At 61.8% G+C, this 24,653-nt stretch carries 24 protein-coding genes; 16 read left to right on the forward strand and 8 right to left on the reverse strand.

Features of this window, described 5'->3' with window-relative positions; genetic code table 11:
- Window position 1: 1 nt before the first annotated feature.
- From EET67_RS19750 to lptF, 3 genes are all read right to left on the reverse strand, one after another.
- Entirely contained in the window at window positions 2-2,305 is a 2,304-nt protein-coding gene (locus EET67_RS19750; protein WP_128627971.1) for an LPS-assembly protein LptD, read from the reverse strand.
- Window positions 2,306-2,394: 89 nt separating this feature from the next.
- Complete coding sequence (gene lptG, locus EET67_RS19755; RefSeq protein WP_170313239.1) at window positions 2,395-3,483, reverse strand: LPS export ABC transporter permease LptG; 1,089 nt, start codon at window positions 3,481-3,483, stop codon at window positions 2,395-2,397.
- On the reverse strand, window positions 3,480-4,682 hold the full coding sequence (gene lptF / locus EET67_RS19760) for an LPS export ABC transporter permease LptF (RefSeq protein WP_128627932.1): 1,203 nt from the start codon (window positions 4,680-4,682) through the stop codon (window positions 3,480-3,482). The genes lptG and lptF overlap by 4 nt, the downstream gene beginning before the upstream one ends.
- A gap of 356 nt (window positions 4,683-5,038) precedes the next feature.
- Between lptF and EET67_RS19765 the strand changes: the two genes are divergently transcribed.
- From EET67_RS19765 to EET67_RS19795, 7 genes are all read left to right on the forward strand, one after another.
- Window positions 5,039-6,532, forward strand: coding sequence for a leucyl aminopeptidase (locus EET67_RS19765; RefSeq protein WP_128627933.1), 1,494 nt, complete (start codon window positions 5,039-5,041; stop codon window positions 6,530-6,532).
- A gap of 10 nt (window positions 6,533-6,542) precedes the next feature.
- Window positions 6,543-6,992, forward strand: a complete 450-nt coding sequence (locus EET67_RS19770; protein WP_128627934.1) for a DNA polymerase III subunit chi — start codon at window positions 6,543-6,545, stop codon at window positions 6,990-6,992.
- Window positions 6,993-7,104: 112 nt separating this feature from the next.
- A complete protein-coding gene (locus EET67_RS19775; RefSeq protein WP_128627935.1) occupies window positions 7,105-7,728 on the forward strand; it encodes a hypothetical protein in 624 nt (207 codons plus the stop codon).
- 1 nt (window position 7,729) lies between these two features.
- Window positions 7,730-8,590 carry a 23S rRNA (adenine(2030)-N(6))-methyltransferase RlmJ gene (locus tag EET67_RS19780; protein ID WP_128627936.1) on the forward strand — a complete coding sequence of 287 codons (861 nt, stop codon included), beginning with the start codon at window positions 7,730-7,732 and terminating at the stop codon, window positions 8,588-8,590.
- Between the two features lie 70 nt (window positions 8,591-8,660).
- Window positions 8,661-9,101 carry a hypothetical protein gene (locus EET67_RS19785; protein ID WP_128627937.1) on the forward strand — a complete coding sequence of 147 codons (441 nt, stop codon included), beginning with the start codon at window positions 8,661-8,663 and terminating at the stop codon, window positions 9,099-9,101.
- Between the two features lie 38 nt (window positions 9,102-9,139).
- On the forward strand, window positions 9,140-9,802 hold the full coding sequence (locus EET67_RS19790) for a ribonuclease T2 family protein (RefSeq protein WP_128627938.1): 663 nt from the start codon (window positions 9,140-9,142) through the stop codon (window positions 9,800-9,802).
- 77 nt (window positions 9,803-9,879) lie between these two features.
- On the forward strand, window positions 9,880-10,476 hold the full coding sequence (locus EET67_RS19795; protein WP_128627939.1) for a glutathione S-transferase family protein: 597 nt from the start codon (window positions 9,880-9,882) through the stop codon (window positions 10,474-10,476).
- A 178-nt stretch (window positions 10,477-10,654) separates the two neighbouring features.
- Here EET67_RS19795 and EET67_RS19800 read toward each other — a convergent pair whose 3' ends face one another.
- The gene (locus EET67_RS19800; protein ID WP_128627940.1) at window positions 10,655-11,317 is read right to left on the reverse strand and encodes an outer membrane protein; all 663 of its coding nucleotides are present in this window, start codon (window positions 11,315-11,317) and stop codon (window positions 10,655-10,657) included.
- A 401-nt stretch (window positions 11,318-11,718) separates the two neighbouring features.
- Here EET67_RS19800 and EET67_RS19805 point away from each other — a divergent pair, with 401 nt between their 5' ends.
- The 6 genes from EET67_RS19805 (at window position 11,719) to EET67_RS19830 (ending at window position 16,876) form a co-directional block, all read left to right on the forward strand.
- Entirely contained in the window at window positions 11,719-12,483 is a 765-nt protein-coding gene (locus EET67_RS19805) for an SDR family oxidoreductase (RefSeq protein ID WP_128627941.1), read from the forward strand.
- Window positions 12,480-14,555, forward strand: coding sequence for an excinuclease ABC subunit UvrC (gene uvrC, locus EET67_RS19810; RefSeq protein WP_128627942.1), 2,076 nt, complete (start codon window positions 12,480-12,482; stop codon window positions 14,553-14,555). The genes EET67_RS19805 and uvrC overlap by 4 nt, the downstream gene beginning before the upstream one ends.
- A 103-nt stretch (window positions 14,556-14,658) precedes the next feature.
- Window positions 14,659-15,249: a CDP-diacylglycerol--glycerol-3-phosphate 3-phosphatidyltransferase gene (gene pgsA, locus EET67_RS19815; RefSeq protein WP_128627943.1), complete on the forward strand. Its 591-nt coding sequence runs from the start codon at window positions 14,659-14,661 to the stop codon at window positions 15,247-15,249.
- Window positions 15,246-15,512 carry a molybdopterin converting factor subunit 1 gene (gene moaD, locus EET67_RS19820; protein ID WP_128627944.1) on the forward strand — a complete coding sequence of 89 codons (267 nt, stop codon included), beginning with the start codon at window positions 15,246-15,248 and terminating at the stop codon, window positions 15,510-15,512. The genes pgsA and moaD overlap by 4 nt, the downstream gene beginning before the upstream one ends.
- A gap of 4 nt (window positions 15,513-15,516) precedes the next feature.
- Window positions 15,517-15,987 (forward strand): molybdenum cofactor biosynthesis protein MoaE, encoded by a 471-nt coding sequence (locus tag EET67_RS19825; protein WP_128627945.1) that lies wholly within the window; start codon window positions 15,517-15,519, stop codon window positions 15,985-15,987.
- A gap of 115 nt (window positions 15,988-16,102) precedes the next feature.
- On the forward strand, window positions 16,103-16,876 hold the full coding sequence (locus EET67_RS19830; RefSeq protein ID WP_128627946.1) for a YbaY family lipoprotein: 774 nt from the start codon (window positions 16,103-16,105) through the stop codon (window positions 16,874-16,876).
- 89 nt (window positions 16,877-16,965) lie between these two features.
- Here the strand turns inward: EET67_RS19830 and ndk are convergent, their stop codons facing one another.
- A complete protein-coding gene (ndk, locus tag EET67_RS19835) occupies window positions 16,966-17,388 on the reverse strand; it encodes a nucleoside-diphosphate kinase (protein WP_128627947.1) in 423 nt (140 codons plus the stop codon).
- Between the two features lie 91 nt (window positions 17,389-17,479).
- On the reverse strand, window positions 17,480-18,169 hold the full coding sequence (locus tag EET67_RS19840; protein ID WP_128627948.1) for a glutathione S-transferase family protein: 690 nt from the start codon (window positions 18,167-18,169) through the stop codon (window positions 17,480-17,482).
- A 68-nt stretch (window positions 18,170-18,237) separates the two neighbouring features.
- Between EET67_RS19840 and EET67_RS19845 the strand changes: the two genes are divergently transcribed.
- Complete coding sequence (locus tag EET67_RS19845) at window positions 18,238-18,747, forward strand: DinB family protein (protein ID WP_128627949.1); 510 nt, start codon at window positions 18,238-18,240, stop codon at window positions 18,745-18,747.
- 12 nt (window positions 18,748-18,759) lie between these two features.
- Here the strand turns inward: EET67_RS19845 and EET67_RS19850 are convergent, their stop codons facing one another.
- Both EET67_RS19850 and EET67_RS19855 read right to left on the reverse strand, forming a co-directional pair.
- Complete coding sequence (locus tag EET67_RS19850) at window positions 18,760-19,521, reverse strand: ABC transporter permease (protein WP_128627950.1); 762 nt, start codon at window positions 19,519-19,521, stop codon at window positions 18,760-18,762.
- Window positions 19,518-20,444, reverse strand: a complete 927-nt coding sequence (locus tag EET67_RS19855; protein ID WP_128627951.1) for an ABC transporter ATP-binding protein — start codon at window positions 20,442-20,444, stop codon at window positions 19,518-19,520. The genes EET67_RS19850 and EET67_RS19855 overlap by 4 nt, the downstream gene beginning before the upstream one ends.
- A gap of 146 nt (window positions 20,445-20,590) precedes the next feature.
- On the opposite strand from EET67_RS19855, the gene EET67_RS19860 reads away from it, so the two are divergent.
- A complete protein-coding gene (locus tag EET67_RS19860) occupies window positions 20,591-22,468 on the forward strand; it encodes an ABC-F family ATP-binding cassette domain-containing protein (protein ID WP_128627952.1) in 1,878 nt (625 codons plus the stop codon).
- Window positions 22,469-22,539: 71 nt separating this feature from the next.
- Complete coding sequence (locus EET67_RS19865; protein ID WP_128627953.1) at window positions 22,540-24,648, forward strand: molybdopterin-containing oxidoreductase family protein; 2,109 nt, start codon at window positions 22,540-22,542, stop codon at window positions 24,646-24,648.
- Window positions 24,649-24,653 lie beyond the last annotated feature (5 nt).

Here is a 24,653-nt window from a genome sequence, read left to right on the forward strand (position 1 = left end):
CCTATTCGAAAGCGCTGGTGGCCGAGCCGAAATCGCCGAGCGTGCGGAAGGAGATGTTGAAACCGAAGGTCTGCTCATCCTCCACCCTGTCAGCCACGATGGGGTTGGGGTCGCGCTTGGTGGTCATGGTCATCGTGTAGGAGAAGCACTCGTCGTCATAGGCAAAGCCGATGGACTGCTGGCTCAACACGCTGGACTGGAAGTCGTAGGTGACTGAGCCGAAGGCACGCCAGTTCTCATGGAAGCGGACCGACGAGCCCACCGTGACCTCATGACGATCATCTGCGAAGCCATAAAGCGGCTGCGCCTGGATGAAGGCGTATTTGGCGTTCACGGAGAACGGCCTGGTCGCATAGCCTGCCCGCAATTCGGCACGGCGAAGCTCCAGCGTCTGCTCATCCAGCCGCGCGCTGGCCGAGGCCGCGAGGCCGAATGGCGTGCTGAAGCCGGCAAGGCCGACAAAATCAGATGTTTCGGTTTCAAGCCCCGAGGCCGCGCCGACATTCACCAGGTCGGGCGAATCGAAGGAGTTGCGTCCGGCGAGGTGGTAAGACTGGCCGAACAGTGCGTTGGTGGTCCAGCCATTGGCATAGGAGCCGGTATAGCGCAGGCCGATATTGGCGCGCGTGCCACCCTCTATGCGGTCATAGCCGGCGAACTTGTCGCGCTCGAACAGCGTCGTGGCATCGAAGACGAAGCTTTGCGCATCTTCATTGGGGATGCCGAGCGTATCGGCATAGGCTTCGTCCGGGCGTGCAAAGACCTGCGCCATCGGCTCCAGCACATGTGAAGCGCTGGTAAGCGAAAACAGCACCGGCCAGCGCAGTTCCAGCCCGGCTGTCGCCATCGACCGGTAATAGGCCGAACGTACGTCCGCTTGGACGCCACGCAAGCCTGCCATGTCGTTTATCGCATCGACCGAAGCTGATGTCTGGTCGACGTAGGTCGTGTCCGCCTGGAAAGCCAGCAGCGGCGTCACCACCAGGCCGCCATCAGTGATGAAGGAGCGTTTCCATTCGGCCTCACCCGTCAACCGGGTCGAGGTGCCGTCAATGCCGGGGATAGAGGGTGTCGCCAGACGCTCGTCGAGCTCGGACCGACGGACCGAACGGGTGTTGAGGTCGAAATTGAGTTCGCCGCCGAAGACAGATTCGTCGGGCGTATAGGAATAGTCGAGCGACGGCAGCACCCAGGGCAGCTTGTCGTTACGCGCAGACGGGCTGCTATCCAGGTATTTTTCCTGAGCCTGGAATTTCATGCCGCGCAGATCGAAATAGTTCCGATCATTGAGGCCGGTCAGATAAACCTCGGACCGGTGAGTGGATTCGGTAAATCCGTCGATCTCATAGGTATTGGAAAAATTCTTGTCGGTCTGGGCCAGGATGTTCCAGCCGAAGGCCCAGCGCGGATTGATGGTGAAGCGGCCTTTCGTGCCGACCATGCCGCGGAACCGGTTCGGGTCGATGGCAGTGCCTGCATCCTCCAGGCCGAACCCGAACGCTCCAGGATCATTCTGGCGGATGCCGGCGATCTTCAGGCTGTATTCGCCATTGTTGAAGCGCTGGCGCCATTCAGCCTGGCCGAGGAAGCCTTGCCTGGAAAGGCCGGTGCCGGTGACGGTCAAGTCATAGGTCGGCGAAAGTGCCAGATAATACGGCACGGAGACAACCGCGCCGAGCTCCGACTTGTAGCCGATGCCGGGGAACAGGAAGCCGCTTTTGCGCTTCACCGTGGGATCGGCAATCTCGAACGCCGGCAGATAGGCAATCGGGAAGCCGAAGAACTCGAAGCGCGATTTCTCGAACCGTACCGTCTTGGCCTTGCCGTTCCAGATGATCTTCTGGGCCTTGATGCGCCATATCGGCGCCTTGTCAGGCTTTTCCTCGCAAGGCTCGCAAGCGGTGTAGACGCCATTGTTGAAGGTCGTCACCACACCGCCTTTGCGCTCCGCGCTTTCGGCCGCGAAATAGGTCTTGTCGACGGTTTCCACGCGCAGTGCGTTGACGAAGCCATCAGCAAAATCGTCGGTGACGTCGATTTCGTCGGAATAGATCTTGGTGCCCGAGCTGTCGATGATCTCGACATTGCCGCTGGCGACCAGGCGCGAGGTCTTGCGGTCATAGGCGACGCGCTGCGCGACCAGCCGGTTGCCGCCATAGTCGATCTGCACGCCGCCGACCGCCGTCACCGTATTGGCGTCGTTGTCATAGACCAGCGTGTCGGCTTCCAGCAGCATCTGGGAGCCTTCCGGAACCTGGCCCGAAATGTCCGGGAGTTCCTGCGACAGGGCAGGCTGTGCGGGCATGGCGAAGGCAAAAAGGCAAGCGAGTGCCGTGGCGCCGTAAAGGCGCTTCAGGCGAGCCGAATTGCAGGTGGAAACTGCCGCGCCCCCCACTAGCCATCCTCTCTGTACAAAAGGAACGTCACCCCAAAAAACATCGCCACTATCACTGGAAGCCACGCTGCAACAAAAGGTGGCACGAATCCAGCATTCCCAAATGCTTTGACCAAAACTGAAACGACATAAAGCAGAAAGCCGGCAAGGATGCCACCCAGAATCATCGTTGAAGATTGCCCCATGCGCTCAAAGCGCATGGAAACTGTCGCGGCAATGAGGGTCATTGCGACAAGAAGCAGCGGCAGCGCCACCAGCGAGTGGAATTGCATGGCGAAGGCATTTGCCCTGAGGCCGAAGGAGCGCGCCACCTCGATCTTGCCGGGAAGCTCGAAGAATGGGATTGTCTCGGGTCGCGCCAGCCGTTCCTGGACGAATTCCGGCTTCAGATTGGTCGGCACCCGGTCGTCGGCCAGCGTCTCGGCAGGACCGCGCCCGCGGAAGCGCTTCACGTCGTTGAGTTCCCAATAGCCATCGCGAAGGTAAGCCCGCCTGGCGTCCTTGCGTTCGATGATATCGCCGTCCTGGTCGAGTTCGAAGAAGACGGCGTCGGAGAGTTCCAGGCCGCGATTGAGGACAGCCCGGGCTCCGATGATCGTGTCCGAATTGTTGGTCTTCTGGTGAATCCAGGGCGCGGCAAAGGCCGAAACCGTGTTGGAATCGCCCGAGCGCAAATTGCTTTCGAGAAATTCGGAATGGGAGAGCCCGTTGGCCGCCAGTGGGTTAAGCACGCCGACTGTCAGCACGCCGAAAAGCAAGGCTCCGAGGCAGGCCGGGCGCAGGAACTGCCATGCCGAAATGCCGGCGGAACGCGCAATGACCAGTTCATATTTGCGGTTGAGTGAGATCAGCGTGGCCATGGCGGCAAAAAGCGCCACGAAAGGCACGGTCTGCTGCATGACCATCGGCACGCGCAGCGCAGAGATCGCCAGCGCGGACAGGAAGGTGAAGTTTGGCAGGCCGGAGGTGCGGCTGGAGAACTCGGTGAAATCGATCAGGAAGACGAGCGCATAAATGCCGATGAAGAACCACGTGGTGATGACCACATAGCGCTGGAAGAAATAGCGGCCGAGCGTCCACCCCATCACGCACGCCCTCCCGCGGCATCGGCGCGATTGAAGAGTCGCCGCCAGATTGCCGAAAGGCCGCTGCCCAGCCGGGTCCATGCCATGCCCAGCCATTCCGCCCAGGCGAGCGGCAGCTCCATCGTGCGATTGCTGAGGATGAAGCCGATCGCAACCAGCGAGGCGCCGACCGGGACCGCATAGGCAAGCGGGCTGAACAGCGCATTGGTCTGTGCCTGGTTGGTCACGAAGAATCCGAGCCAGCGCACGAACAGCGCGATGGTGATTGCCGTCAGCAGCGGATTGATGCGGCCCTCGCGATGCGAGCGGGCGCCACCGGCAACCGCCAGTGCAATGAGAGAAAATACGAGCGGATAGATCCATTCCGTGAAGCGCCTGTGCAGTTCGGCGCGGAAGGTTTGCGGTGCTATCTGGTAGAATTTGTCATTGGGATCAGGGTTTATGAGATAGGGGATCGTGCGGTCCTTGGGAAACATGGTCACGGTTTCGGCCGCCGACGAGAAGGCCGAAAGGTCGAATGCATAGGAGGTGAAGCGGATCACCGAGACGTCGCCTGCCGGCGTCTTGCGGTGGACCACGCCGTCATTCATGATCAACATGCTGCGGCCCTCGGTCTGCACGACCGCGCCGGTCTTGGCATAATAGACCAGATCGATGCCTTCCTGCCGCGAATCGGCCACGAAGATACCGCCGAGCCTACCGTCCGGAAGCCGCTCGGCAACCTGGACGAACAGGCCTTCATCCACCTTGCGGAACGTCCCTTCCTGGATGACCAGCGACAGCAGGTCGGCTCGCGCCGCCGCCACCAATTCGCGCCCGCGCTCACGTGCATAGGGGTCGACGCCGTTATCCACGGCGAAGGAAAACACGCTTGCCAGAAGCGCCAGGATGACGATCGGGCGCACGATGATCGCCCGCGAACTTCCCGCCGCGTTGATGACGGCGAGTTCGGAATCGGTGTTCATGACGCTGAGCGTCTGCGCTACCGCGATGATGAGCGCGAAAGGCACGACGATCGGGATGATCGATGGCAGGATGAGCGTGGCGATTTCGAAGAAGGTGAGGGCGGATTGGCCACTGTCGGTGACCAGATCGACGCGGGCCAGGACCTGTGTCGTCCAAACGATCGCCAACGTCCAGAACAGCGCGGCCAGGAAGACCTCGATGGTTCGACGCATTATGTAGCGCTCAAGGACCTTCATGTGCCGCAAATTTTTCCGTCTGTGGTTGTTACTCGTAGCGGCCCATGCGATCGCCAGCGTGGACCGCAAAGTATCCGCGCCGCTGCTGCAGCACAACCGGCTTGACCTGGTTCCCGTCCCGTCTCGCCTTTTTGATGCATCGAGGAGTCTCGTCAGGATTGGCTAAGAAAACGCCAAAAAAGCTGGTTAACCGCTCGTTAATGGCGATGCAACGCAGGATGCCGCGTGGCGACATTCAGCCCGCTGAAATGCGGCAAAAGACCGGCCGCGCATGCTTGCGTCTTGCCAAATGCCGTAAAAGGACGAAAGGTCGCGCGCGACACCGCACACTTAGCATCATCCGAAAGCAGGCTTCCATGACTTCGACCCCTACCATCAGCTTTGCCAAATTTGCTGCGCCCAAGAAGGGGGTCGCATTCGTGCTTGTAGCCGAGGGCGGGGGATTGAGCGAACAGGCGCGGGCCTGCGATCCGGCCGGCACGTTCGAGCGCGCCTTTCCGGTGGCAGACTTCACGGGCAAGTTCGGCAGCGTGGTGGACGTATTGGCGCCGCAAGGTTCACCGCTCGACCGGCTGGTCGCGCTGGGCGCCGGCAAGGGATCTGATCTCAACGATCATGCCTGGCTCAAGCTTGGCGGCGTTGTTGCCGCACAACTGCGCAAGGCGACAGACGTCTCCGTGGTCGCCGAGCTTGATGGGGCCAAGCTCGGTGGGGCCGAGGCGGCGCAGCTTGCATCCGGCATTCTCCTGCGCAGCTATTCCTTCGACAAATACAAGACCAGGAAGGACGAAGCGAACGGCAAGGAGCCTTCGAAGCCGGCAAAGATCACCATCCACTGTTCCGATCCGGCAGGCGCCAAGAAGGCTTTCGCCAATGCCAAGGCAGTCGTGGATGGCGTGACGCTCGCACGTGACCTGGTCAATGAACCGGCCAATGCGCTCGGGCCGGTAGAGTTTGCCGCCCACGCCAAGGAGCTTGAGCAGCTAGGTGTCAAGGTCGAGGTGTTGACCGAAAAGGAAATGAAGAAGCTCGGCATGGGTGCGCTTCTGGGCGTGGCGCAAGGCTCGCCGCGCGGTGCGCGCCTGGTGGTCATGCAGTGGAACGGTGGCAAGGCAAAGGACAAGCCTGTCGCCTTCGTCGGCAAGGGCGTGACCTTCGATACGGGCGGTAATTCGATGAAGCCGGCCTCCGGCATGGAAGACATGAAGGGCGACATGGGCGGGGCGGCCGCCGTGACCGGGCTGATGCATGCGCTTGCCGGACGCAAGGCCAAGGTGAACGCCGTCGGCATCATCGGCCTTGTGGAAAACGCTGTCGATGGCGCGGCCCAGCGCCCCGGCGACATCGTCACCTCCATGTCGGGCCAGACCATCGAAGTGCTCAACACCGATGCCGAAGGCCGCCTGGTGCTGGCCGATGCGCTCTGGTACTGCAACGACCGTTTCCAGCCGAAATTCATGGTCAATCTGGCGACGCTGACCGGGGCGATCATGGTTTCGCTCGGTCAGATCCATGCCGGGCTCTTCTCCAACGATGACGAATTGTCAGAGCGGCTGACGCAGGCGGGGCTGACGACGCAGGAGAAGCTGTGGCGCATGCCGATGGGCAGCGAATATGACAAGCTGCTCGATTCCAAGAATGCCGACATGAAGAATATCGGCGGCCGCTTCGGCGGAGCGATCACTGCGGCGCAGTTTCTGCACCGCTTCGTCAAGGACACGCCCTGGGCACATCTCGACATAGCCGGCACTGCCATGGGTTCGCCGGCAAACGAGATCAACCAGTCCTGGGGCTCGGGCTTCGGCGTGCGGCTGCTCGACCAGCTCGTGCGTGACCACTACGAAGGCTGATGCCGGCGCAATGACCGATGTGCTGTTCTACCACCTGACGGAATCCACGCTGGAGGATGCGCTGCCCGGCCTGCTCGAACGCAGCGTGCAGCGTGGCTGGCGGGTGGTGGTGCAGGCTGGCAGCGACGAGCGTCGGGATGCGCTGGATGCGCATCTGTGGACCTTCCGCGACGACTCTTTCCTCGCGCACGGGCCGGACGGCGAACCCCATGCGGCAGAGCAGCCGATCCTGCTGACCACTTCGATTGAAAACCGCAACGAGGCGCAGGTGCGGTTTCTGGTCGACGGGGCAAACCCGCCCGATCTCGGCCCTTATGAGCGCGCCGTTTTCATGTTCGACGGCCATGACGCGGCCCAGCTTGAGGCCGCGCGCGAGCATTGGAAGGTCACGAAGGCAGCCGGCCATACGGTCACCTATTGGCAACAGACCTCCGACCGGCGCTGGGAGCGCAAGGCGTAGGTTACGCGCACGGTTTTCCGTTTCGATTGGATGCCGTGAAGCACGCTCCATCTTGCTTTTGCAGGAATTCGGACAGAAAGCTGCGCCCCATTGGCCGTAGACGGATTTGCTGATGCGCTTTCTTTTCCTTCTTGTTCTCCTCGCCGGCGCTGCAATGGGTGTCTTCTACCCGTGGTTCGTCAACAATTTCTCGGGCCATGAGATAGGCACATGGCGGGTCTATGACCGCGCCTCGGGCTTCAAGCCGGTGATGGCACGGCTGGATGCGTCAGACATGCCGGTGCGGGTCCTGGTCGACATGACCGCGGTCGGTGAGCCGGCGCTGGTCGGCACGCGCACGGTGGTGACGATAACGGCGGCAACCGATGGGCGCACGGTGCTTGCCGATACGCTGACCTTCCAAGGGTCGAGGGTTCGCGATGAATCACCCCAGACCAACGAGAAGATATTTCGTGCCGAAGCCGGCGTGATTGCCGATACGCAAGGCGGCAGCTACACATTCACGCTCGGGCCAGGAGATGCGGAAGGCATTGACATGCACGCGGTCGACCTGGTCTTGCGTGCCGATGCCGCCGACCTGGATGAAAGGGCCCAGCCGATCGGCTTCTCGCTGATGGCGATCGGCGTGATCGGATTTGTCATCGCCATGCGGCGCCGGCGCGGATCGGAACGGCGGAACCCCAATTCCCAACCGCCTCCGCCACGCTGGGGCCGCAATGGCGGCGGGAGCAGCTGACGTGAACTATCGCCACGCCTATCACGCCGGCAATTTCGCCGATGTCGTCAAGCATGTCGTGCTGGCGCGGCTGGTCGAATATCTGAAGCGCAAGGACAAGGCGTTTCGGGTAATCGATACCCATGCCGGGATCGGCCTCTACGACCTGTCGAGCCAGGAGGCGCAGAAGACCGGGGAATGGCAGGACGGCATCGGCCGGGTACTTGCCGCAAGCATCGCGCCGGAAGCGGCTGGGCTGATGGCGGCCTATCTCGATGCGGTGCGCTCGGTCAATCCGGATGGCGGGCTTTCTGCCTATCCGGGCTCGCCGCTTATCACCCGCCTTCTGCTCCGAAAGCAGGACCGCTTGTCGGCGATCGAACTGCATCCGCAAGACGTGATCCGGCTGAAGGCGCTGTTTGCCGACGATTTCCAGGTGCGGGTGACCGAGCTTGACGGCTGGCTGGCGCTGGGTGCGCATCTGCCACCGAAGGAAAAGCGCGGCCTGGTGCTGGTTGATCCGCCCTTCGAGCAGGCAGGCGAGTTCGACCGGCTGGTCGAGCGGCTGTCAAGGGCCTGGAAGCGCTGGCCCGGCGGCATCTATGCGCTTTGGTATCCGATCAAGGACCGGCCGGTGGTTGCCGCCTTTCACAAGGCGCTGGCCTCGGCCGGCATCCCGAAGATCCTCAACATCCGTTTCGAGGTCAGGCGTGCCACAGGCGAGCCGCGTCTCGACGGCAGCGGCATGATCGTCGTCAACCCGCCATTTACCCTGGAAGCGGAGTTGAGGACTGTTTTTCCTCTCCTGCACAACCTGCTTTCCGAAGAAAAAGCGGCACCTTGGTCACTGGACTGGTTGGCGAGGGAAGACGCCGGCGCTTGACCATGCCCTGCGCATTCAGCACAATCGCCCACCCAACCGTCGCGCTGAGCGATGAATCATGAGGTCAACTATGTCACGCATCGCCCAGTTCGCCATGGCTGCATTTTTTGCTGCCGGGTCGGTTTTCGCCATGCCAGCGGTGTCGCTCGCGGCGGATCAGGTGGTCTATTCGGACCAGGGGGCCAGCCTGTGCACGGAACAGCGCTACCTGTCGAAGATCGTCGATCGCTTTGGCTATCAGGTTCGCAATGTGCCTAATCTCCCCAATGTGGCGATCTCGGATTTCAATCTGATCCAACAGGTCCGCTATGAGCCGGTGGCGGAGCGCCATCCGATCGCGCGCCTTTATTGTACGGCGAATGCCAGCCTTTCGGATGGCCAGCAGCGCCAGATCTGGTATCTGATCGAAGGCAGGATGGGCTTTGTCGGCATCGGCGACAATGTCGAATTCTGCGTCGCCGGTTTTGACCGCTGGATGGTCTATAATGGCGGCTGCCGGGTATTGCATTAGAGCCAGTTGATCTTCCGGCGCGCGACAGGTCCGAACGCATGAGGCGTTGGGCAAAGCGGTTGGCCGCGCTTGGCGTTCTGTTGCTGGCAGGACCTGCTGTTCAGGCTGATTCGCTGCCTAAAGCCGGGCGCGGCTTTGATTTCTATGTCCTGTCGCTGTCCTGGTCACCGAGCTATTGCGAGGCGGAGGGGGAGGCTGCCAACCGCCAGCAATGTGCGACGGGGCGGCCCTATGCCTTTGTTGTCCATGGTTTGTGGCCGCAATTCGAGCGCGGCTATCCGCAGGATTGCCCGGTGGCCGAGCGGGGCGTGCCCAACGGAACCTTGCCTACGCTTTACGACCTGATGCCTTCGGCGGGCCTGATCCGCCATCAATGGCGCAAGCACGGCAGTTGCGCCGGCCTGCCGCAGCGGGACTATTTCAATGTCCTGCGGGCCGCACGCGGGCGCGTGATGATCCCGCCCGAATTCCAGCGGCTCAGGACCTATCGATCGGTCCATCCCGATGCGGTGGAGGGCGCGTTCCTTCATTCAAATCCGGGGCTTGGACCGGATGGCATCGCCGTGACCTGCGATCGCCGCTATCTGCGCGAGGTTCGCATCTGCATGGGCAAGGACCTGTCGTTCCGCTCCTGCCCGGAAGTCGATGCACACGCCTGCCGCCGTTCCAAAGTGGTGATGCCCCCGGTTCGTGGCGGATAGTTTTTCCGTAACTGGGTGTTGCTCTGCGGCAACGCTGAAACTAGGGTTCCGCCGCCTTGAATCCCGGAGACTGATGAATGTCCAAACTGCTTTATGCATCCGCATCGCCCTACAGCGCGAAGGTGCGGATGGCCGCCGCTTATGCGGGTGTCGCGCTTCAGGCCGTCACGACCGACACCAATGCCGAGCCGGCGGAACTCATCAATGCCAATCCGCTCGGAAAGATACCTGTATTGATCACCGAAGACGGCGAATCGGTGTTCGACAGCCGCGCCATCACCCAGCATCTCAACCGTGTATCCGGCAATCTTCTGTTTCCGCGAAACCAGGCCAAGCGGCTCGACGCTGAGCGGCTGGAAGCGCTGGCCGACGGCATCTGCGACTGCCTGCTGGCGCATGTCTATGAACGCCGCTTCCACCCGGAGGAGAAAGTCCATGAGCCGTGGCTGGAAAAGCAGTGGTCGAAGGTGGTGCGCGCGCTGGACGAGTTGAATGCCAATCCACCCAAGCTGCCCAAGAAGGTCAATGCCGGCCACATCGCGCTGCGCGCCTGTCTTGGCTATATGGACCTGCGCTTTGCCGGCAAGTGGGAACGCGGCCGCTCCAAGCTCAAGCGCTGGGCCGCGCGATTCGATGAGAAGTTTCCGGAATTGAAGCCCTACCTCCCATCCTAAAAGTGTTTGATCCCGAAAAGTTGCAGACTTTTCGGACCAGATCATGCCTCAAGAATAAAGACTTAGAGCGAGATAGCGCTTCAAGGAAAAGTCATCGCGCTCTAAGTGCAGACACGAAAAAGCCGGGTATCCCGTGAGGAACACCCGGCTTTTTCTGCCCGCCCGCTAGGGGCGATTGTTAGAACTTCATACCGATGCCGAACTGGATGCGATGATCCGTGGCATCGACTTCGCGGGTGCCGATACCCGTGGTGAAGTCTTCGCTGCCATAGTCGGTGTAGCGATATTCGACGCGGCCGAACACCTGGTCGGTGATCTTGACGTCGGTGCCGACGCCAGCGGTCCAGCCGAACATCGTGTTGCGGTCGCTGATGCCGCCCTGGGTAACCTTCAGGCTCTGCGCAGCGCCACCGGCCGTGATGTAGGGCAGAATGTCCGGCGTTATCGCATAGCCAAGACGGCCACGCAGCGAGCCGTTCGCACCGCCGTCAACCGTGGTGCCGGCGTTATCGCCGCTGAAGTCGCCGTAGCCGATATCGGCTTCAACGCCGGCCACGAAGTTGTCCGACTGCCAGTTGTAACCGGCGAAACCGGTGCCGACAAAGCCATCGGTTTCGATCGTGTTGCCCGGCTCTTCAGCCTCGCCGGAAAAGCCGTAACCAAGGGTTACACCGGCATAGGGGCCGGACCAGGTGTTAAGCGGAGGTACTTCCATCGGTGCCGCAGGTGCCGGCGGCTCTTCCATGACGACATCGGCCGCATTGGCAGGGACAACGCCGGCAAGGGCGATGAGCCCGAGCGCAACCGCAAAGGGGCGCGCAAATTTCAAATTGGCTTCCATTTTTCTCTACTCCTTAAGCCACAGCACTTGAAAACTTCTGTGGGGGCATCCCTAATCCCGCTGGGAGGAATAACGGGCTGGGTGCCTGACGGTTCCCAATGTCATGTCGAATTGCGGCTGGAGCGCACCTGAAGTTGGGTCTTTAGCTGGCCGAAATGTGGCGGAAACTTGACGTTGCACTTGCGCAACAGAAATGGCGACGACGTTGGCCGACATTTGGCTAAGGTCGCTTGGTATAAGGGATTTTAGACCCTATATGGGAGCTGTCCGCGATGGTTTCCTGCCGGATCTGGCGCGTTTTCGGGCGCCTTGCCACAATGCAGCCAAATCGACGAACGGAAATTAACGATGGGTAGCCGGCGGATTGATCCACGGCCGCTTGCAAAATGAAGGGTGGACAGATGACGAACCCCGGCCGGACGGCTCTGGTGACGGGCGGCGCCAAAAGAGTGGGCAGGGCCATCGTCGAAGACCTTGCCGGCCACGGATTTGCCGTGGCCATCCATTGCAATAGCTCGCGCGTGGAAGCCGATGCGGTGGTGCAATCGATTCGGCAGGCCGGTGGCCGCGCAAGCGTGGTGCAGGCCGACCTGACCGACACCCAGGCCGTTGACGGGCTGGTCGCGCAGGCGATGGCCGAGATCGGGCCGATCGGGCTCTTGGTCAACAATGCGTCGGTGTTCGAGCCCGACCAGCTCGGCGACTTCGACTGGGCTACCTGGGACCGGCATTTTGCCGTTCATTTGAAGGCGCCGGCGCTCCTGACCCGCAGATTTGCCGAAGCGCTCCCGCCCGAGCAGGAGGGATTGGTGGTCAATCTCGTGGACCAAAGGGTGTGGAAGCCGACACCCATGTTCTTTTCTTATGCACTGTCCAAATCCGCGCTGTGGGCGGCGACACAAACGATGGCGCAGGCGCTGGCGCCGAGGATTCGCGTCAACGCCATCGCGCCGGGGCCGACGCTTGCGAATGCAAGGCAGGATGCAAGCGATTTCACAGCGCAGGTGGAGGGCCTGATTCTCGGCCGCGGCCCGCAGCTTGCCGATTTTGGCGCAACCATCCGCTATCTATGGGAGCAGCGTTCGGTGACCGGCCAGATGATCGCACTTGATGGCGGCCAGCATCTTGCATGGCAGACGCCGGATGTGACAGGCATGTTGGAATGAGCCCCAAGGACCCCAATTCCAGGCTGCGACGCGGATCGATGGCAGCCGGAGACGATATTGCCGGCTTCATGCCTGGTCATGAGGTCGAGCAGGATGAGGAGCCGACCGTCGACCCCGCGACGCCTTCGGTATCGGACGCGGCCTTCACCGCCGTCGACTGGACACCGCCGGCCGCCGATGGTGATCAGCCGGACGGCGCCAAGGTGATCCAGGCGCTGGTCAAGCGCCTCCCCAACGCGCCGGGTGTCTATCGCATGATGAATGCAGCCGGCGACGTGCTCTATGTCGGCAAGGCGCGCAGCCTGAAAAAGCGCGTCACCAGCTATGCGCAGGGGCGCTTCCACACCATGCGCATCGGCCGCATGGTGCGCGAAACGGCGACGATGGAGTTCGTCGTCACCCGCACCGAAATCGAGGCGTTGCTGCTTGAGGCCAATCTTATCAAGCGCCTGCGGCCGCGATTCAACGTGCTTTTGCGCGACGACAAGTCGTTTCCCTATATTCTGCTGACCGGCGACCACCCGTCGCCCGGCATTTTCAAGCATCGTGGTGCGCGCTCACGCAAGGGCGACTATTTCGGCCCCTTCGCCTCGGCTGGCGCGGTCGATCGCACCATCAATTCGCTGCAGCGCGCCTTTCTGCTGCGCACCTGCACCGATTCGGTCTTCGAGAGCCGCACAAGGCCGTGCCTGCTCTATCAGATCAAGCGCTGCTCGGCGCCGTGTACCGGTGAAATTTCGGCGGCGGACTATGCCGCGCTGGTGGACGAGGCGAAGGATTTCCTTTCAGGCCGCAGCCAGAAGGTGAAGACCGAGATTTCGGCTGCCATGCAGGAGGCAGCCGAGGAACTCGATTTCGAGCGTGCCGCGATCTATCGCGACCGGCTGTCAGCCCTGTCGCATGTGCAGAGCCATCAGGGAATCAACCCGCAGGCGACACAGGAGGCGGACGTCTTCGCCATCCATCAGGAAGGCGGGCATATCTGCATCCAGGTGTTCTTCTTCCGCACCGGGCAGAACTGGGGCAACCGCGCCTATTTCCCGAAGGCCGATCCGGCTCTTGAAGCGGGCGAGGTGCTGGGATCGTTCTTGGCGCAGTTCTATGACGACAAACCGTCACCGCGCCTGATCCTGCTATCGCACGCGGTGGAGGAACAGGATCTTTTGTGCGAGGCGCTGTCCACGCGTGCCGGTCAAAAGGTGGCGATTGCGGTGCCGCGCCGGGGCGAGAAGAAGGATCTGGTCGATCACGCAGCGCAAAACGCCCGCGAGGCGCTGGGGCGGCGGCTGGCCGAAACCTCCACCCAGGCGCGACTGCTGGCCGGCCTGGCCGAGACCTTCGGGCTGGAAAAGACCCCGACCCGTATCGAGGTCTATGATAATTCCCACATCATGGGCACCAATGCGGTGGGCGCAATGATCGTGGCCGGGCCGGAAGGCTTCGTGAAGAACCAGTATCGCAAGTTCAACATCCGCTCGACCGAGATCACGCCCGGCGACGATTTCGGCATGATGCGCGAGGTCATGGAACGGCGCTTTTCCCGGCTGCTGAAGGAGCATGCCGCACCGGAGGTGAATGGGAACGAGGCGGAGGAGGAGAGCGGCGGTTCGGCCTTTCCAGCTTGGCCGGATGTGATCTTCATCGATGGCGGGCAGGGCCAGATGACGGCGGTGCGCGCTATTCTCGACCAGCTTGGCATTGCCGACCGGGTCACCGCGATCGGCGTTGCCAAGGGTCAGGACCGCGAAGCCGGCCGCGAGCGGTTCTTCGTCGAAGGCAAGCCCTCATTCTCGCTGCCGATCCGCGACCCCGTGCTCTATTTCGTGCAGAGGTTGCGCGACGAGGCTCATCGCTTCGCCATCGGCTCGCACCGGGCGCGGCGCAAGAAGGAAATGGTTCGCAATCCGCTCGACGAGATCAGCGGCATCGGGCCGGGCCGCAAGCGCGCGTTGCTGCTTCACTTTGGCACGGCCAAGGCAGTCAGCCGGGCGGCTATAGAGGATCTGGTGGCTGTGGATGGCATTTCGGAGCATGTTGCACGTCTCGTTTACAATCATTTTCACGAAAATTAGCCGTTAGCGGCCAAAAAATTTGCTGGGCCATCAATTTCCCATAGTTGACCCCCTACGTCGGGTTCTGATTTGAGTACGAAAGATAAAACGGTCACGGATCAAAATGGCCAAGCGCGCTTTCAATCTTCCCAACATGCTGACCTACGCACGCATTCTTGCTGTGCCGCTGATCGTGCTGTGCTTTTTTCTTGAGGGCCGTCTACGCTCCAGCGACTTTGCCCGCTATTCTGCGCTGGCGATCTTCCTGGCGGCAAGCATTACCGACTATTTCGACGGCTATCTGGCGCGGGCCTGGCAGCAGACCTCCAATATCGGCCGCATGCTCGACCCGATCGCCGACAAGCTTCTGGTAGCGACCTGCCTGCTGCTTCTGGCTGCCGACACCGATCGCACCATAGCCGGCTGGACGCTGTGGGCGGCAATCATCATCCTGTGCCGCGAAATCCTGGTTTCGGGCCTGCGCGAATATCTGGCGGCCTTGAAGGTCAGCGTGCCGGTGACGCAACTGGCCAAATGGAAGACCACTATCCAGATGGTGGCGATCGCCTTCCTGCTGCTGGGGCCGGCCGGCGACAAGATCGTGCCCTATTGGACCAATGTGGGCATAACGCTTCTATGGATTTCGGCTATTGTTACGCTGTATACCGGCTATGACTATTTTCGGGCCGGCGTAAAGCATATTATCGACGAATGAACGAGCATCCGACCAGACTGGTTTATTTCGCCTGGGTCCGCGAGCGGATCGGCAGGCAGGAAGAAGACGTGGCGCTTCCCGCCGAGGTGGAAACGGTGGCCGATCTGCTGACCTGGCTTAAAGGCCGGGGCGAGGAATATGAAAACGCCCTGCAATATCCCGAAGTGATCCGCGTCGCCATCAATCATGAGCATGTGGACCACCGGGAGAAGATAGCGGGCGCGCGTGAGATCGCGCTGTTCCCGCCGATGACCGGGGGCTGAGGCCATGACTGCTTCGGTCGAGCCCTATGTCAGCATCCAGCGCGAGGACTTCGACGTTGCCGCCGAGATTGCGCGCCTGACCACGGGGCAGACCAATGTCGGAGCGGTGGTCAATTTCATCGGCCTGTGCCGCGATGAGGCCGGCGCGCTTTCGGCCCTGGAACTCGAACACTATCCCGGCATGGCCAAGGCCGAGATCGCGCGCATCGCCAATGAAGCGCTTGAGCGCTGGAACCTGTGCGGACTGACGGCCATCCACCGTTTCGGCAAGATGGCGCCGGGCGACAACATCGTTCTGGTGGTGACGGCCTCCACCCACCGCCAGGCTGCCTTCGAGGCGGCCAGCTTCCTGATGGACTATCTGAAATCGCGCGCGCCCTTCTGGAAGAAGGAGCATCGTGCGGATGGCTCGGCCGGCGATTGGGTCGATGCCAAGGAAGAAGACGATGAGGCGGCTGCTCGCTGGGCGCGATAGAGCGTCCGACCGAAAGGGCGGAACCGTCCTATTGCGCCGGCAGCAAAACGTCCACCGCCATTGAACAACCGCAATCTCCTGCTGCAAGATCTTCAAAACAATGGAGATTTGACCGATGCTCGGCAGGCTTTCGGAATTCCTGATCTTTGGACTGGCACCCTTGATGGTTGCTGCGGTGCTGTTGCCGGGCAATGCCTTGGCTGAGGAAAAGGTGATTTCCGGCGAAGTGCTCTATCGTGAGCGCATCGCACTGCCGCCGAATGCGGTCATGGCGGTGCAACTGGCCGACGTTTCGCTGGCCGACGCACCTGCGGCCATCATTGCCGAGCAGACGGTCGATCCCGCCGGGCAGGTGCCGATCAAATTCGAGCTTCGCTTCGACGCGTCGGTCATCCAGCCGAAGATGAGCTATGCCCTACAGGCGCGCATCACGGTGGAGGATCAGCTCTGGTTCATCACCGACACCCGCCATGAGGTGGATCCACTGGCGACGACCGAGCCGCAGACCGTGTTGGTCAAGCGCGTGGCACAGGGAGAACCGAGCGATCCCTCCACGTCCGGGATATTCGACGTCGAGTGGATCGTGGAAGCAATCGAGGGCAAACCGGCGGCGGGTGGCGTGAAGTCGACGCTAAAGATCGAGGCGGACGGACAGGTCAGCGGCCGTGGCGGCTGCAACGGCTATGGTGGCCCAGCGAAGGTTGAGGGCGAAAAGATCTCCTTTGGCAATATGCGCGCGACCCTTATGGCTTGCGAACAGGCGGCGATGGACCAGGAGGGACGGTTTTTCGCCGCGCTGAAGGAGGTCGAGGGCTATCGCATCGAAGGTGGCAGGCTGGTGCTGGCCGACAAGGACGGCAAGGAACTGGTGCGTCTCACGAAAGGGTGAGGGCAGGCCCAAAAGCAGAAAGGCCGGGGCGTTGACCCCGGCCTTTCTTTTTAAATCAATCGTTTGCGCCTGAAAGGCGACTCAAATTCTCAGCCGACGATCTCGGTGTCGGAGAACCAGTAGCGGATTTCCTCGGCCGCGGTTTCCGGGGCATCCGAACCGTGGACGGAATTCTCACCGATCGACAGCGCATGCACCTTGCGGATGGTGCCCTCGGCGGCCTGGGCCGGATTGGTGGCACCCATCACTTCGCGGTTCTTGGCGATCGCGTTCTCGCCTTCCAGCACCTGGACGATGGTCGGGCCGGAGGACATGAACTCGACCAACTCGCCAAAGAAGGGGCGTTCCCTGTGGACGGCGTAGAAGCCTTCGGCTTCGCGGCGGCTCATCCAGACGCGGCGGGACGCGACGACGCGCAGGCCGGCATCTTCCAGCATCTTGGTGATGGCGCCGGTAAGGTTGCGGCGCGTTGCGTCCGGCTTGATCATCGAAAACGTGCGTTCGATCGCCATGGTAGGTCCTTCTGAAATTGGGGAAAGAATGTGTGGCGGACCCTATACAGGCGCGCCGCCACATTGCCAATACCCAACGGTCATCTGTTGCCTATGCGGCTTCGACCCTGCGGCCCAGCCCGTCGTAAAGGTCGAGACAGCGCTCGAACCAACCGTTGACGGGATCGTCGGGGGCGAGGAAAGCGAAAGGCGAGGTGACGCGCACCCACTGGAATGCGCCGAAGACGATATAGTCCGGATAGAGCGGCGTCTGCCCGCCAATGAAGGGCTGGTAGCTGAGCATGCTGCGCAGCGGCTCCAGCGATGCACGGAAAGCGGCAAGCCCGCTGTCGCGGCCGGCCGGCACGTCCTCCAGCTGCTTGCCGTAGCGCGCCTCGCGGCTTTGGCGGAAATAGACCTTGTTGGCTTCGTCCTGCCGCGCGTGGATTTCCATGAGCACGGCCGCGCCGAGATAGGGATGCAGCGTCATCTGCGACCAGCGCTCGATGAAGCGCGCCATTGCCTTGCCGCCTTCGCCGCCGAACAGCGTCGGCCGGTCAGGATAGGCATCTTCCAGATAGAGCGCGATGGCGAAGGAATCGGCCACCACCTTGCCGCCGTCGCGGATCACCGGAATGGTTTTCGACGCACTGTCTTCCACCTTCGGTACCTCAAGAAAGCGTGTCGGCACGCTTTTGAAATCGAGCCCCTTATGGGCCAGCGCCATCGCTGCCTTCCAGCAATGCGGGCTGAAGGGCCGGGCGGGATCGCTGCCGACAAGGTCGTAGAGCAGAATGGTCATTTGCGCTTCTTTCCGATGTGGTTAGAAAGAGCGCCATAGTCTGCGCTTTGTATCTCGAAGGAAAGTCCATGAAGCAGCATTTCATGATGCTGGCGGCATATAATCGCTGGGCCAATGCGCGCATCTACGATGCTGCCGCAACACTTTCGGCGGAAGAATTCACCCGTGATACGGGGGCGTTCTTCAAGTCTATGGTGGGCACGTTGAACCATGTCCTCACTGCCGACCGTATCTGGATGAAGCGCTTTACCGGCGAGGGCGATGCGCCCGCCGCGCTCGACACGATCATCCATGCCGATTTCGGCAAGCTGCGCCTGGCACGCGAGGCGGAGGACAGGCGGATTCTGAATTGGGTGGAGGGCCTCAGCGACAAGGCGCTGGCCGGGCGTTTCTCCTATATGACGGTGACCGACATGCGCACGATCTCGCAACGCCTGGCGCCGGCACTCGATCATTTCTTCAACCACCAGACCCATCATCGCGGACAGGCGCACATGATCCTGACCGTTCTGGGCAGGCCATCGGTGGTGCTGGACTTGATCTATTTCCAGCGCACCGAGGGCAAGGCCTACGCCTGATCGGCTCAACACCTAGGTCTTGAGCCGATAACCCGTCTTGAAGATCCAGGCGACGATGCAAAGGCAGACCGCCAGGAATACCAGCGTCATGCCAAGGCTGATGCCGACGCTGACATCGGCGATGCCGAAGAAACTCCAGCGAAAGCCGCTGACCAGATAGACCACAGGATTGAACAGCGTCACCTTCTGCCAGAAGGGCGGCAGCATGTTGATCGAATAGAAACTGCCACCGAGGAAGGTCAGCGGCGTTACGATCAAGAGCGGCACCAGTTGCAGCTTTTCGAAGCCGTCGGCCCAGATGCCGATGATGAAGCCGAACAGGCTGAAGGTGACGGCCGTCAGCACCAGGAACAGCAGCATCCAGAACGGATGGGCGATGTGGAGCGGCACGAACAGTGCTGCCGTCGCCAGGATGATCAGCCCGAGGATGATCGATTTTGACGCCGCGGCGCCGACATAGCTCGCGGTGATTTCCAGGAAGGACACCGGCGCCGACAGGATTTCATAGATGGTACCGGTGAATTTCGGGAAATAAATGCCGAAGGAGGCGTTGGAGATACTCTGCGTCAGAAGCGAGAGCATGATCAGCCCCGGCACGATGAAGGCGCCGTAGCTCACCCCGTCGATCTCCTCGATGCGCGAGCCGATGGCCGCGCCGAACACGACGAAATAGAGCGAGGTAGAGATGACCGGCGAGACGATGCTTTGCAGCAGCGTGCGCCAGGTGCGCGCCATTTCGAACAGATAGATCGATCGCATCGCCCGGTAGTTCATGGCTGTTTCCTCACCAGGCTGACGAAAATCTCTTCCAGCGAGCTTTGATGCGTCTGGAGGTCCTTGAAGCGGATTCCGCTTTCGTTGAGGTCCTGCAGCAGGCTGGTGATACCGGTTCGCTCGCCGGCAGTGTCATAGGTGTAGACCAGCTCGCGCCCGCCATCGGCCAGTTCCATCCCATATGTACCCAGCGACGCGGGAACGGCGTCGAGCGGATTGAGCAGTTGTAGCCTGAGCTGCTTGCGGCCGAGCTTGCGCATCAGTTCGGCCTTGTCCTCGACCAGGATGATCTCGCCATGGCTGATGACGCCGACCCGGTCGGCCATCTCCTCGGCCTCCTCGATATAATGCGTGGTCAGGATGATGGTGACGCCCGTGTCGCGCAGCGAGCGCACGACCTCCCACATGTCGCGCCGCAATTCCACGTCCACGCCGGCTGTCGGCTCGTCGAGAAACAGGATCTGCGGTTCGTGCGACAGCGCCTTGGCGATCATGACGCGACGCTTCATGCCGCCAGACAGCGTGATCAGCTTGCTGTCTTTCTTGTCCCACAGCGACAGGTCGCGCAGGATCTTTTCGACATAGGCAGGGTCCGCCTTCTTGCCGAACAGGCCGCGGCTGAAGCTGACGGTCGCCCATACCGTTTCGAACGCATCCGTGGTCAGTTCCTGCGGTACGAGGCCGATCCGGGAACGAGCCTGCCGGTAGTCGCGGATGATGTCGTGGCCGTCAGCCGTGACCTTGCCTTCGCTTGGGTTGACTATGCCGCAGATGATGCCGATCAGCGTGGTCTTGCCGGCGCCGTTGGGGCCGAGCAGCGCGAAGATCTCGCCGCGATTGATATCGAGATTGATGTTTTTTAGGGCACGGAAGCCGGTGGCATAGGTCTTCGACAGGTTCGAAACGGAGATGATCGGCTGCATGGGGAATCGCTGAGAGGTTTGACCAAGGCGGCCGTTGGAAGGTCTGCAGAATATATGGGCCAAATGCTGCGGTACAAGGCGGCCAGGCGCCGATCGTGGCCGCCCGCCCCTTGCGATCCGCAACGGTCCAGTGCAAAAGCCGGCACATGCTGATGATCAATGACCTTTCTCTGCGCATTGCCGGGCGCCTGCTGCTAGACCACGCTTCGCTGACGCTGCCAGCGGGCACGAAGGCGGGGCTTGTCGGCCGTAACGGCACCGGCAAGACGACGCTGTTTCGCGCAATCACGGGTGACATGCCTTCTGAAACAGGCTCGGTCAGCCTGCCGAAAGGCCTGCGCATCGGCCAGGTGGCGCAGGAGGCGCCGGGGACCGAGGAGCCTCTGATCGATATCGTGCTGAAGGCCGATACGGAGCGTGCGGCGCTGCTTGAAGAAGAAAAGACGGCGACCGATCCGCATCGCATCGCCGAAATCCATATCAGGCTGGCCGATATCGACGCGCATTCGGCCGAGGCGCGCGCCGCCACCATTCTGGCAGGCCTTGGCTTTGACGACGAGGCGCAGAAGCGGCCGGCATCCTCCTTTTCCGGCGGCTGGCGCATGCGCGTAGCGCTGGCGGCGGTGCTGTTTTCGCAGCCCGACCTGCTGCTGCTGGACGAGCCGACCAACTATCTCGACCTTGAAGGCACGCTGTGGCTGGAAACCTACGTCGCCAAATACCCGCACACCGTGCTCTTGATCAGCCACGACCGCGACCTGCTCAACCGCGCGGTCAACTCGATCGTGCATCTCGACCAGAAGACGCTGACTTTCTGGCGCGGCGGCTATGACCAGTTCGAGCGGCAGCTTTCCGAACAGCGGGAGTTGCAGGAAAAAGGCCGCGTCAAGCAGGAAGCGGCGCGCAAGCATCTGCAGTCCTTCGTCGATCGCTTCCGTGCCAAGGCTTCCAAGGCACGCCAGGCGCAGTCGCGCATCAAGGCGCTGGAGCGCATGAAGCCTATTTCGGCGCTGGTGGACGATCATGTCCGGCCGTTCCATTTCCCCGAGCCAGTAAAGACCGTGGCTTCGCCCATCGTGGCGCTCGACCGGGTCGAGGTCGGCTACGAGCCGGGCAAGGCCATCCTGAAAAAGATGTCGTTGCGCATCGATGCCGACGACCGCATCGCCCTGCTTGGCGCCAATGGCAACGGCAAGTCGACTTTCGCCAAGCTTCTCTCCGGCAGGCTGAAGGCCGAAACCGGCACGATGACCATTGCACCGGGTCTAAAGGTTGCGATCTTCGCCCAGCACCAGTTGGACGATCTGCGGCCGGAGGAAAACGCCTATGAGCATGTGCGCCGGCTGATGCCGGATGCGCCGGAATCGAAGGTGCGGGGCAAGGTCGCGCAGTTCGGTCTGGCGACGGAGAAGATGAACACCGCCGCCAAGGACCTTTCCGGCGGCGAGAAGGCACGGCTGCTGATGGGGCTTTCGGCCTTCGACGGGCCGAACCTGTTCATCCTCGACGAACCGACCAACCATCTGGATATCGACAGCCGCGAATCGCTGATCCATGCGCTGAACGAGTTTCCCGGCGCGGTGATCCTGATTTCGCACGACCGCCATCTGCTGGAGGCGACGGCCGACCGGCTGTGGCTGGTGAAGGACGGGCAGGTGAACCCCTATGACGGTGACCTGGACGATTATCGTCAGCTGGTGACCGGGGTTTCGGTCGACCGCAGGGAACGGCGCGAGGCGGAAAAGGCTTCCAAGGCCGATCGCCGTCGCGAAGCGGCCCAGCGCCGCGCCGCCATGGAGCCGGTGGCCAAGGAAATAAGGGCGACGGAAGCGCTGATGGACCGCATCCGCAAGCGCATCGACGGCATCGAGGACCAGCTTGCCGATCCGACCCTTTACGAGAAGGACCCTGCCGCCGCCACACAGCTGGCCAAGGAGCGCTCGCAGCTGGGTGCCACCCTTGCCGGTCATGAGGAAAAATGGCTTGAGCTTTCGGCCGAATATGAGGAGGGCACGGCGGAATAGGACGGAAGAAGGATATCGTGCGCTCCGATCAGGCCCTACACGTCTTTCGTAAAACGCTGTAGGTTTCGTCCATGAACCAGCACATCAAGCTCAAGATCGGGCATTCCGCCTGCCCGCACGACTGTCCGTCGACCTGCGCGCTCGACGTCGAAATCCTCGGGCCGAACCGTATCGGCCGGGTGCATGGTGCCAAGGACAACGACTATACGGCCGGCGTTGTCTGCGCCAAGGTCGCGCGCTATGCCGACCGCGTGCATCACCCCGACCGGCTGCTGAAGCCGCTGGTGCGGGCCGGCGCCAAGGGCGAGGGCGGCTGGAAAGAGGCAAGCTGGGACGCAGCCCTTGATCTCGTTGCCGAGAAGTTTATCAAGGCCGAGGAGCGCTACGGCAGCGAGACGGTGTGGCCGTATTTCTATGCCGGCACGATGGGGCTGGTGCAGCGCGACGGCATCGAGCGGCTGCGGCATGCCAAGAAATATTCTGGCTTCTTCGGTTCGATCTGCACCAACCTGGCCTGGACCGGCTACGTGATGGGCACCGGCGCGCTGCGTGGTCCCGACCCGCGCGAAATGGCGAAGTCCGACTGCGTGGTGATCTGGGGCACCAATGCGGTTGTCACCCAGGTCAATGTGATGACCCACGCGATCAGGGCGCGCAAGGAGCGCGGCGCCAAGATCGTCGTCATCGACGTCTATGAGAACGCCACGATGAAGCAGGCCGATATGGGCCTGATCGTCAAGCCGGGAACGGACGCCGCCCTTGCCTGTGCGGTGATGCATATCCTGTTTCGCGACGGCCTCGCCGATCGTGCTTATCTGGAGAAATACACCGACGATCCGAAGGAGCTCGAAGCGCATCTGCAGACCCGGACGCCGGAATGGGCCTCAGCCATCACCGGCCTGCCGGTGGAGGAAATCGAGGCCTTCGCCCGGCTGGTGGGCACCACGAAGAAGACTTTTTTCCGGCTGGGCTACGGATTTTCACGCCAGCGCAATGGCTCGGTGAACATGCATGCCGCCTTGTCCATCGCCGCGGTAACCGGCTGCTGGCAATATGAGGGTGGCGGCGCTTTCCATTCCAATTCAGGCGTCTTCTTGCTCGACAAGGACGTGCTCGAAGGCACGAGCCTGCGCGACCGGAATATCCGCTATCTTGATCATTCGCGCATCGGCCCGGTGCTGACGGGCGCGCAGGATGCGCTTTATGGCGGGCCGCCGGTGACGGCGATGCTGATCCAGAACACCAACCCGGCCAATGTCGCGCCGGACCAGCGGCTGGTGAAGCGCGGCATGCTGCGCGACGACCTGTTCATGTGCGTGCATGAGCAGTTCATGACCGACACGGCCAAGTTTGCCGATGTTGTGCTGCCGGCGACGATGTTCCTGGAGCATGACGACATCTATCGCGGCGGCGGAAACCAGTACATTGTGCTGGGGCCGAAGCTGATCGACCCGCCGGAAGGACCGCGCACTAACCACTTTGTCATCGAGGAACTCGGCAAGCGGCTGGGCGTGTCGCATCTGCCGGGCTTCGGGCTGACCGAGCGCGAACATATCGACCTCATGCTCGGCAAGCGCGGGCTCGGCACCTTCGCCACCTTCAAGGAAGGGCGCTGGGTCGATATGCAGCCGGATTTCGAGACCTCGCATTATCTGAACGGCTTCGGCCACCCGGACGGCAAGTTCCGTTTCCGCCCCGACTGGACCGGGCAGCCCGCACCGAACCGGCCGCCGCGCCGGATGGGCGTATTGGGGCCGCATCAACGCCTGCCGGAACTGCCCGACCATGTAGATCTGATCGAGGTTGCCGACGAGGAGCATCCGTTCCGCCTGGCGACGTCGCCGGCGCGCAATTTCCTCAATTCGAGCTTCACCGAGACCCCCGTTTCGAAATCGAAGGAAGGACGGCCGCAACTGCTCATCCATCCGCAGGACGCGGCGTCCCTTGGCCTGGCAGAGGGCGACCGGGTCGAAATCGGCAATATGCGCGGCGAGGTGGTGCTTCACGCCAGGCTGTTTAAGGGCGTGCGGCGTGGCGTGGTGATCGCCGAGGGCGTGTGGCCGAATTCCGCGCATGAGCGCGGGGAGGGCATCAATGTTTTGACAGGCGCCGATGCGCCGGCGCCCTATGGCGGCGCCGCTGTCCATGACAGCAAGATCTGGGTGCGTGCGGCGGGGTGAGGGTG

The organism is Borborobacter arsenicus (assembly GCF_003934165.1).
Classification (GTDB): Bacteria; Pseudomonadota; Alphaproteobacteria; order Rhizobiales; family Rhizobiaceae; genus Pseudaminobacter; species Pseudaminobacter arsenicus.

Bases quoted from the DNA above. Each gene is read 5' to 3' on its own strand.
- EET67_RS19805 (WP_128627941.1), top strand. From the start codon at position 11,719: ATGACGAACCCCGGCCGGACGGCTCTGGTGACGGGCGGCGCCAAAAGA.
- EET67_RS19865 (WP_128627953.1), top strand. From the start codon at position 22,540: ATGAACCAGCACATCAAGCTCAAGATCGGGCATTCCGCCTGCCCGCAC.
- EET67_RS19790 (WP_128627938.1), top strand. From the start codon at position 9,140: ATGAGGCGTTGGGCAAAGCGGTTGGCCGCGCTTGGCGTTCTGTTGCTG.
- EET67_RS19825 (WP_128627945.1), top strand. From the start codon at position 15,517: ATGACTGCTTCGGTCGAGCCCTATGTCAGCATCCAGCGCGAGGACTTC.
- EET67_RS19785 (WP_128627937.1), top strand. From the start codon at position 8,661: ATGTCACGCATCGCCCAGTTCGCCATGGCTGCATTTTTTGCTGCCGGG.
- EET67_RS19765 (WP_128627933.1), top strand. From the start codon at position 5,039: ATGACTTCGACCCCTACCATCAGCTTTGCCAAATTTGCTGCGCCCAAG.
- EET67_RS19750 (WP_128627971.1), bottom strand. From the start codon at position 2,305: ATGCCCGCACAGCCTGCCCTGTCGCAGGAACTCCCGGACATTTCGGGC.
- EET67_RS19850 (WP_128627950.1), bottom strand. From the start codon at position 19,521: ATGAACTACCGGGCGATGCGATCGATCTATCTGTTCGAAATGGCGCGC.
- EET67_RS19770 (WP_128627934.1), top strand. From the start codon at position 6,543: ATGACCGATGTGCTGTTCTACCACCTGACGGAATCCACGCTGGAGGAT.
- EET67_RS19845 (WP_128627949.1), top strand. From the start codon at position 18,238: ATGAAGCAGCATTTCATGATGCTGGCGGCATATAATCGCTGGGCCAAT.
- EET67_RS19830 (WP_128627946.1), top strand. From the start codon at position 16,103: ATGCTCGGCAGGCTTTCGGAATTCCTGATCTTTGGACTGGCACCCTTG.
- uvrC (WP_128627942.1), top strand. From the start codon at position 12,480: ATGAGCCCCAAGGACCCCAATTCCAGGCTGCGACGCGGATCGATGGCA.
- lptF (WP_128627932.1), bottom strand. From the start codon at position 4,682: ATGAAGGTCCTTGAGCGCTACATAATGCGTCGAACCATCGAGGTCTTC.
- EET67_RS19775 (WP_128627935.1), top strand. From the start codon at position 7,105: ATGCGCTTTCTTTTCCTTCTTGTTCTCCTCGCCGGCGCTGCAATGGGT.
- moaD (WP_128627944.1), top strand. From the start codon at position 15,246: ATGAACGAGCATCCGACCAGACTGGTTTATTTCGCCTGGGTCCGCGAG.
- EET67_RS19795 (WP_128627939.1), top strand. From the start codon at position 9,880: ATGTCCAAACTGCTTTATGCATCCGCATCGCCCTACAGCGCGAAGGTG.
- EET67_RS19840 (WP_128627948.1), bottom strand. From the start codon at position 18,169: ATGACCATTCTGCTCTACGACCTTGTCGGCAGCGATCCCGCCCGGCCC.
- ndk (WP_128627947.1), bottom strand. From the start codon at position 17,388: ATGGCGATCGAACGCACGTTTTCGATGATCAAGCCGGACGCAACGCGC.
- pgsA (WP_128627943.1), top strand. From the start codon at position 14,659: ATGGCCAAGCGCGCTTTCAATCTTCCCAACATGCTGACCTACGCACGC.
- EET67_RS19800 (WP_128627940.1), bottom strand. From the start codon at position 11,317: ATGGAAGCCAATTTGAAATTTGCGCGCCCCTTTGCGGTTGCGCTCGGG.
- EET67_RS19855 (WP_128627951.1), bottom strand. From the start codon at position 20,444: ATGCAGCCGATCATCTCCGTTTCGAACCTGTCGAAGACCTATGCCACC.
- EET67_RS19860 (WP_128627952.1), top strand. From the start codon at position 20,591: ATGCTGATGATCAATGACCTTTCTCTGCGCATTGCCGGGCGCCTGCTG.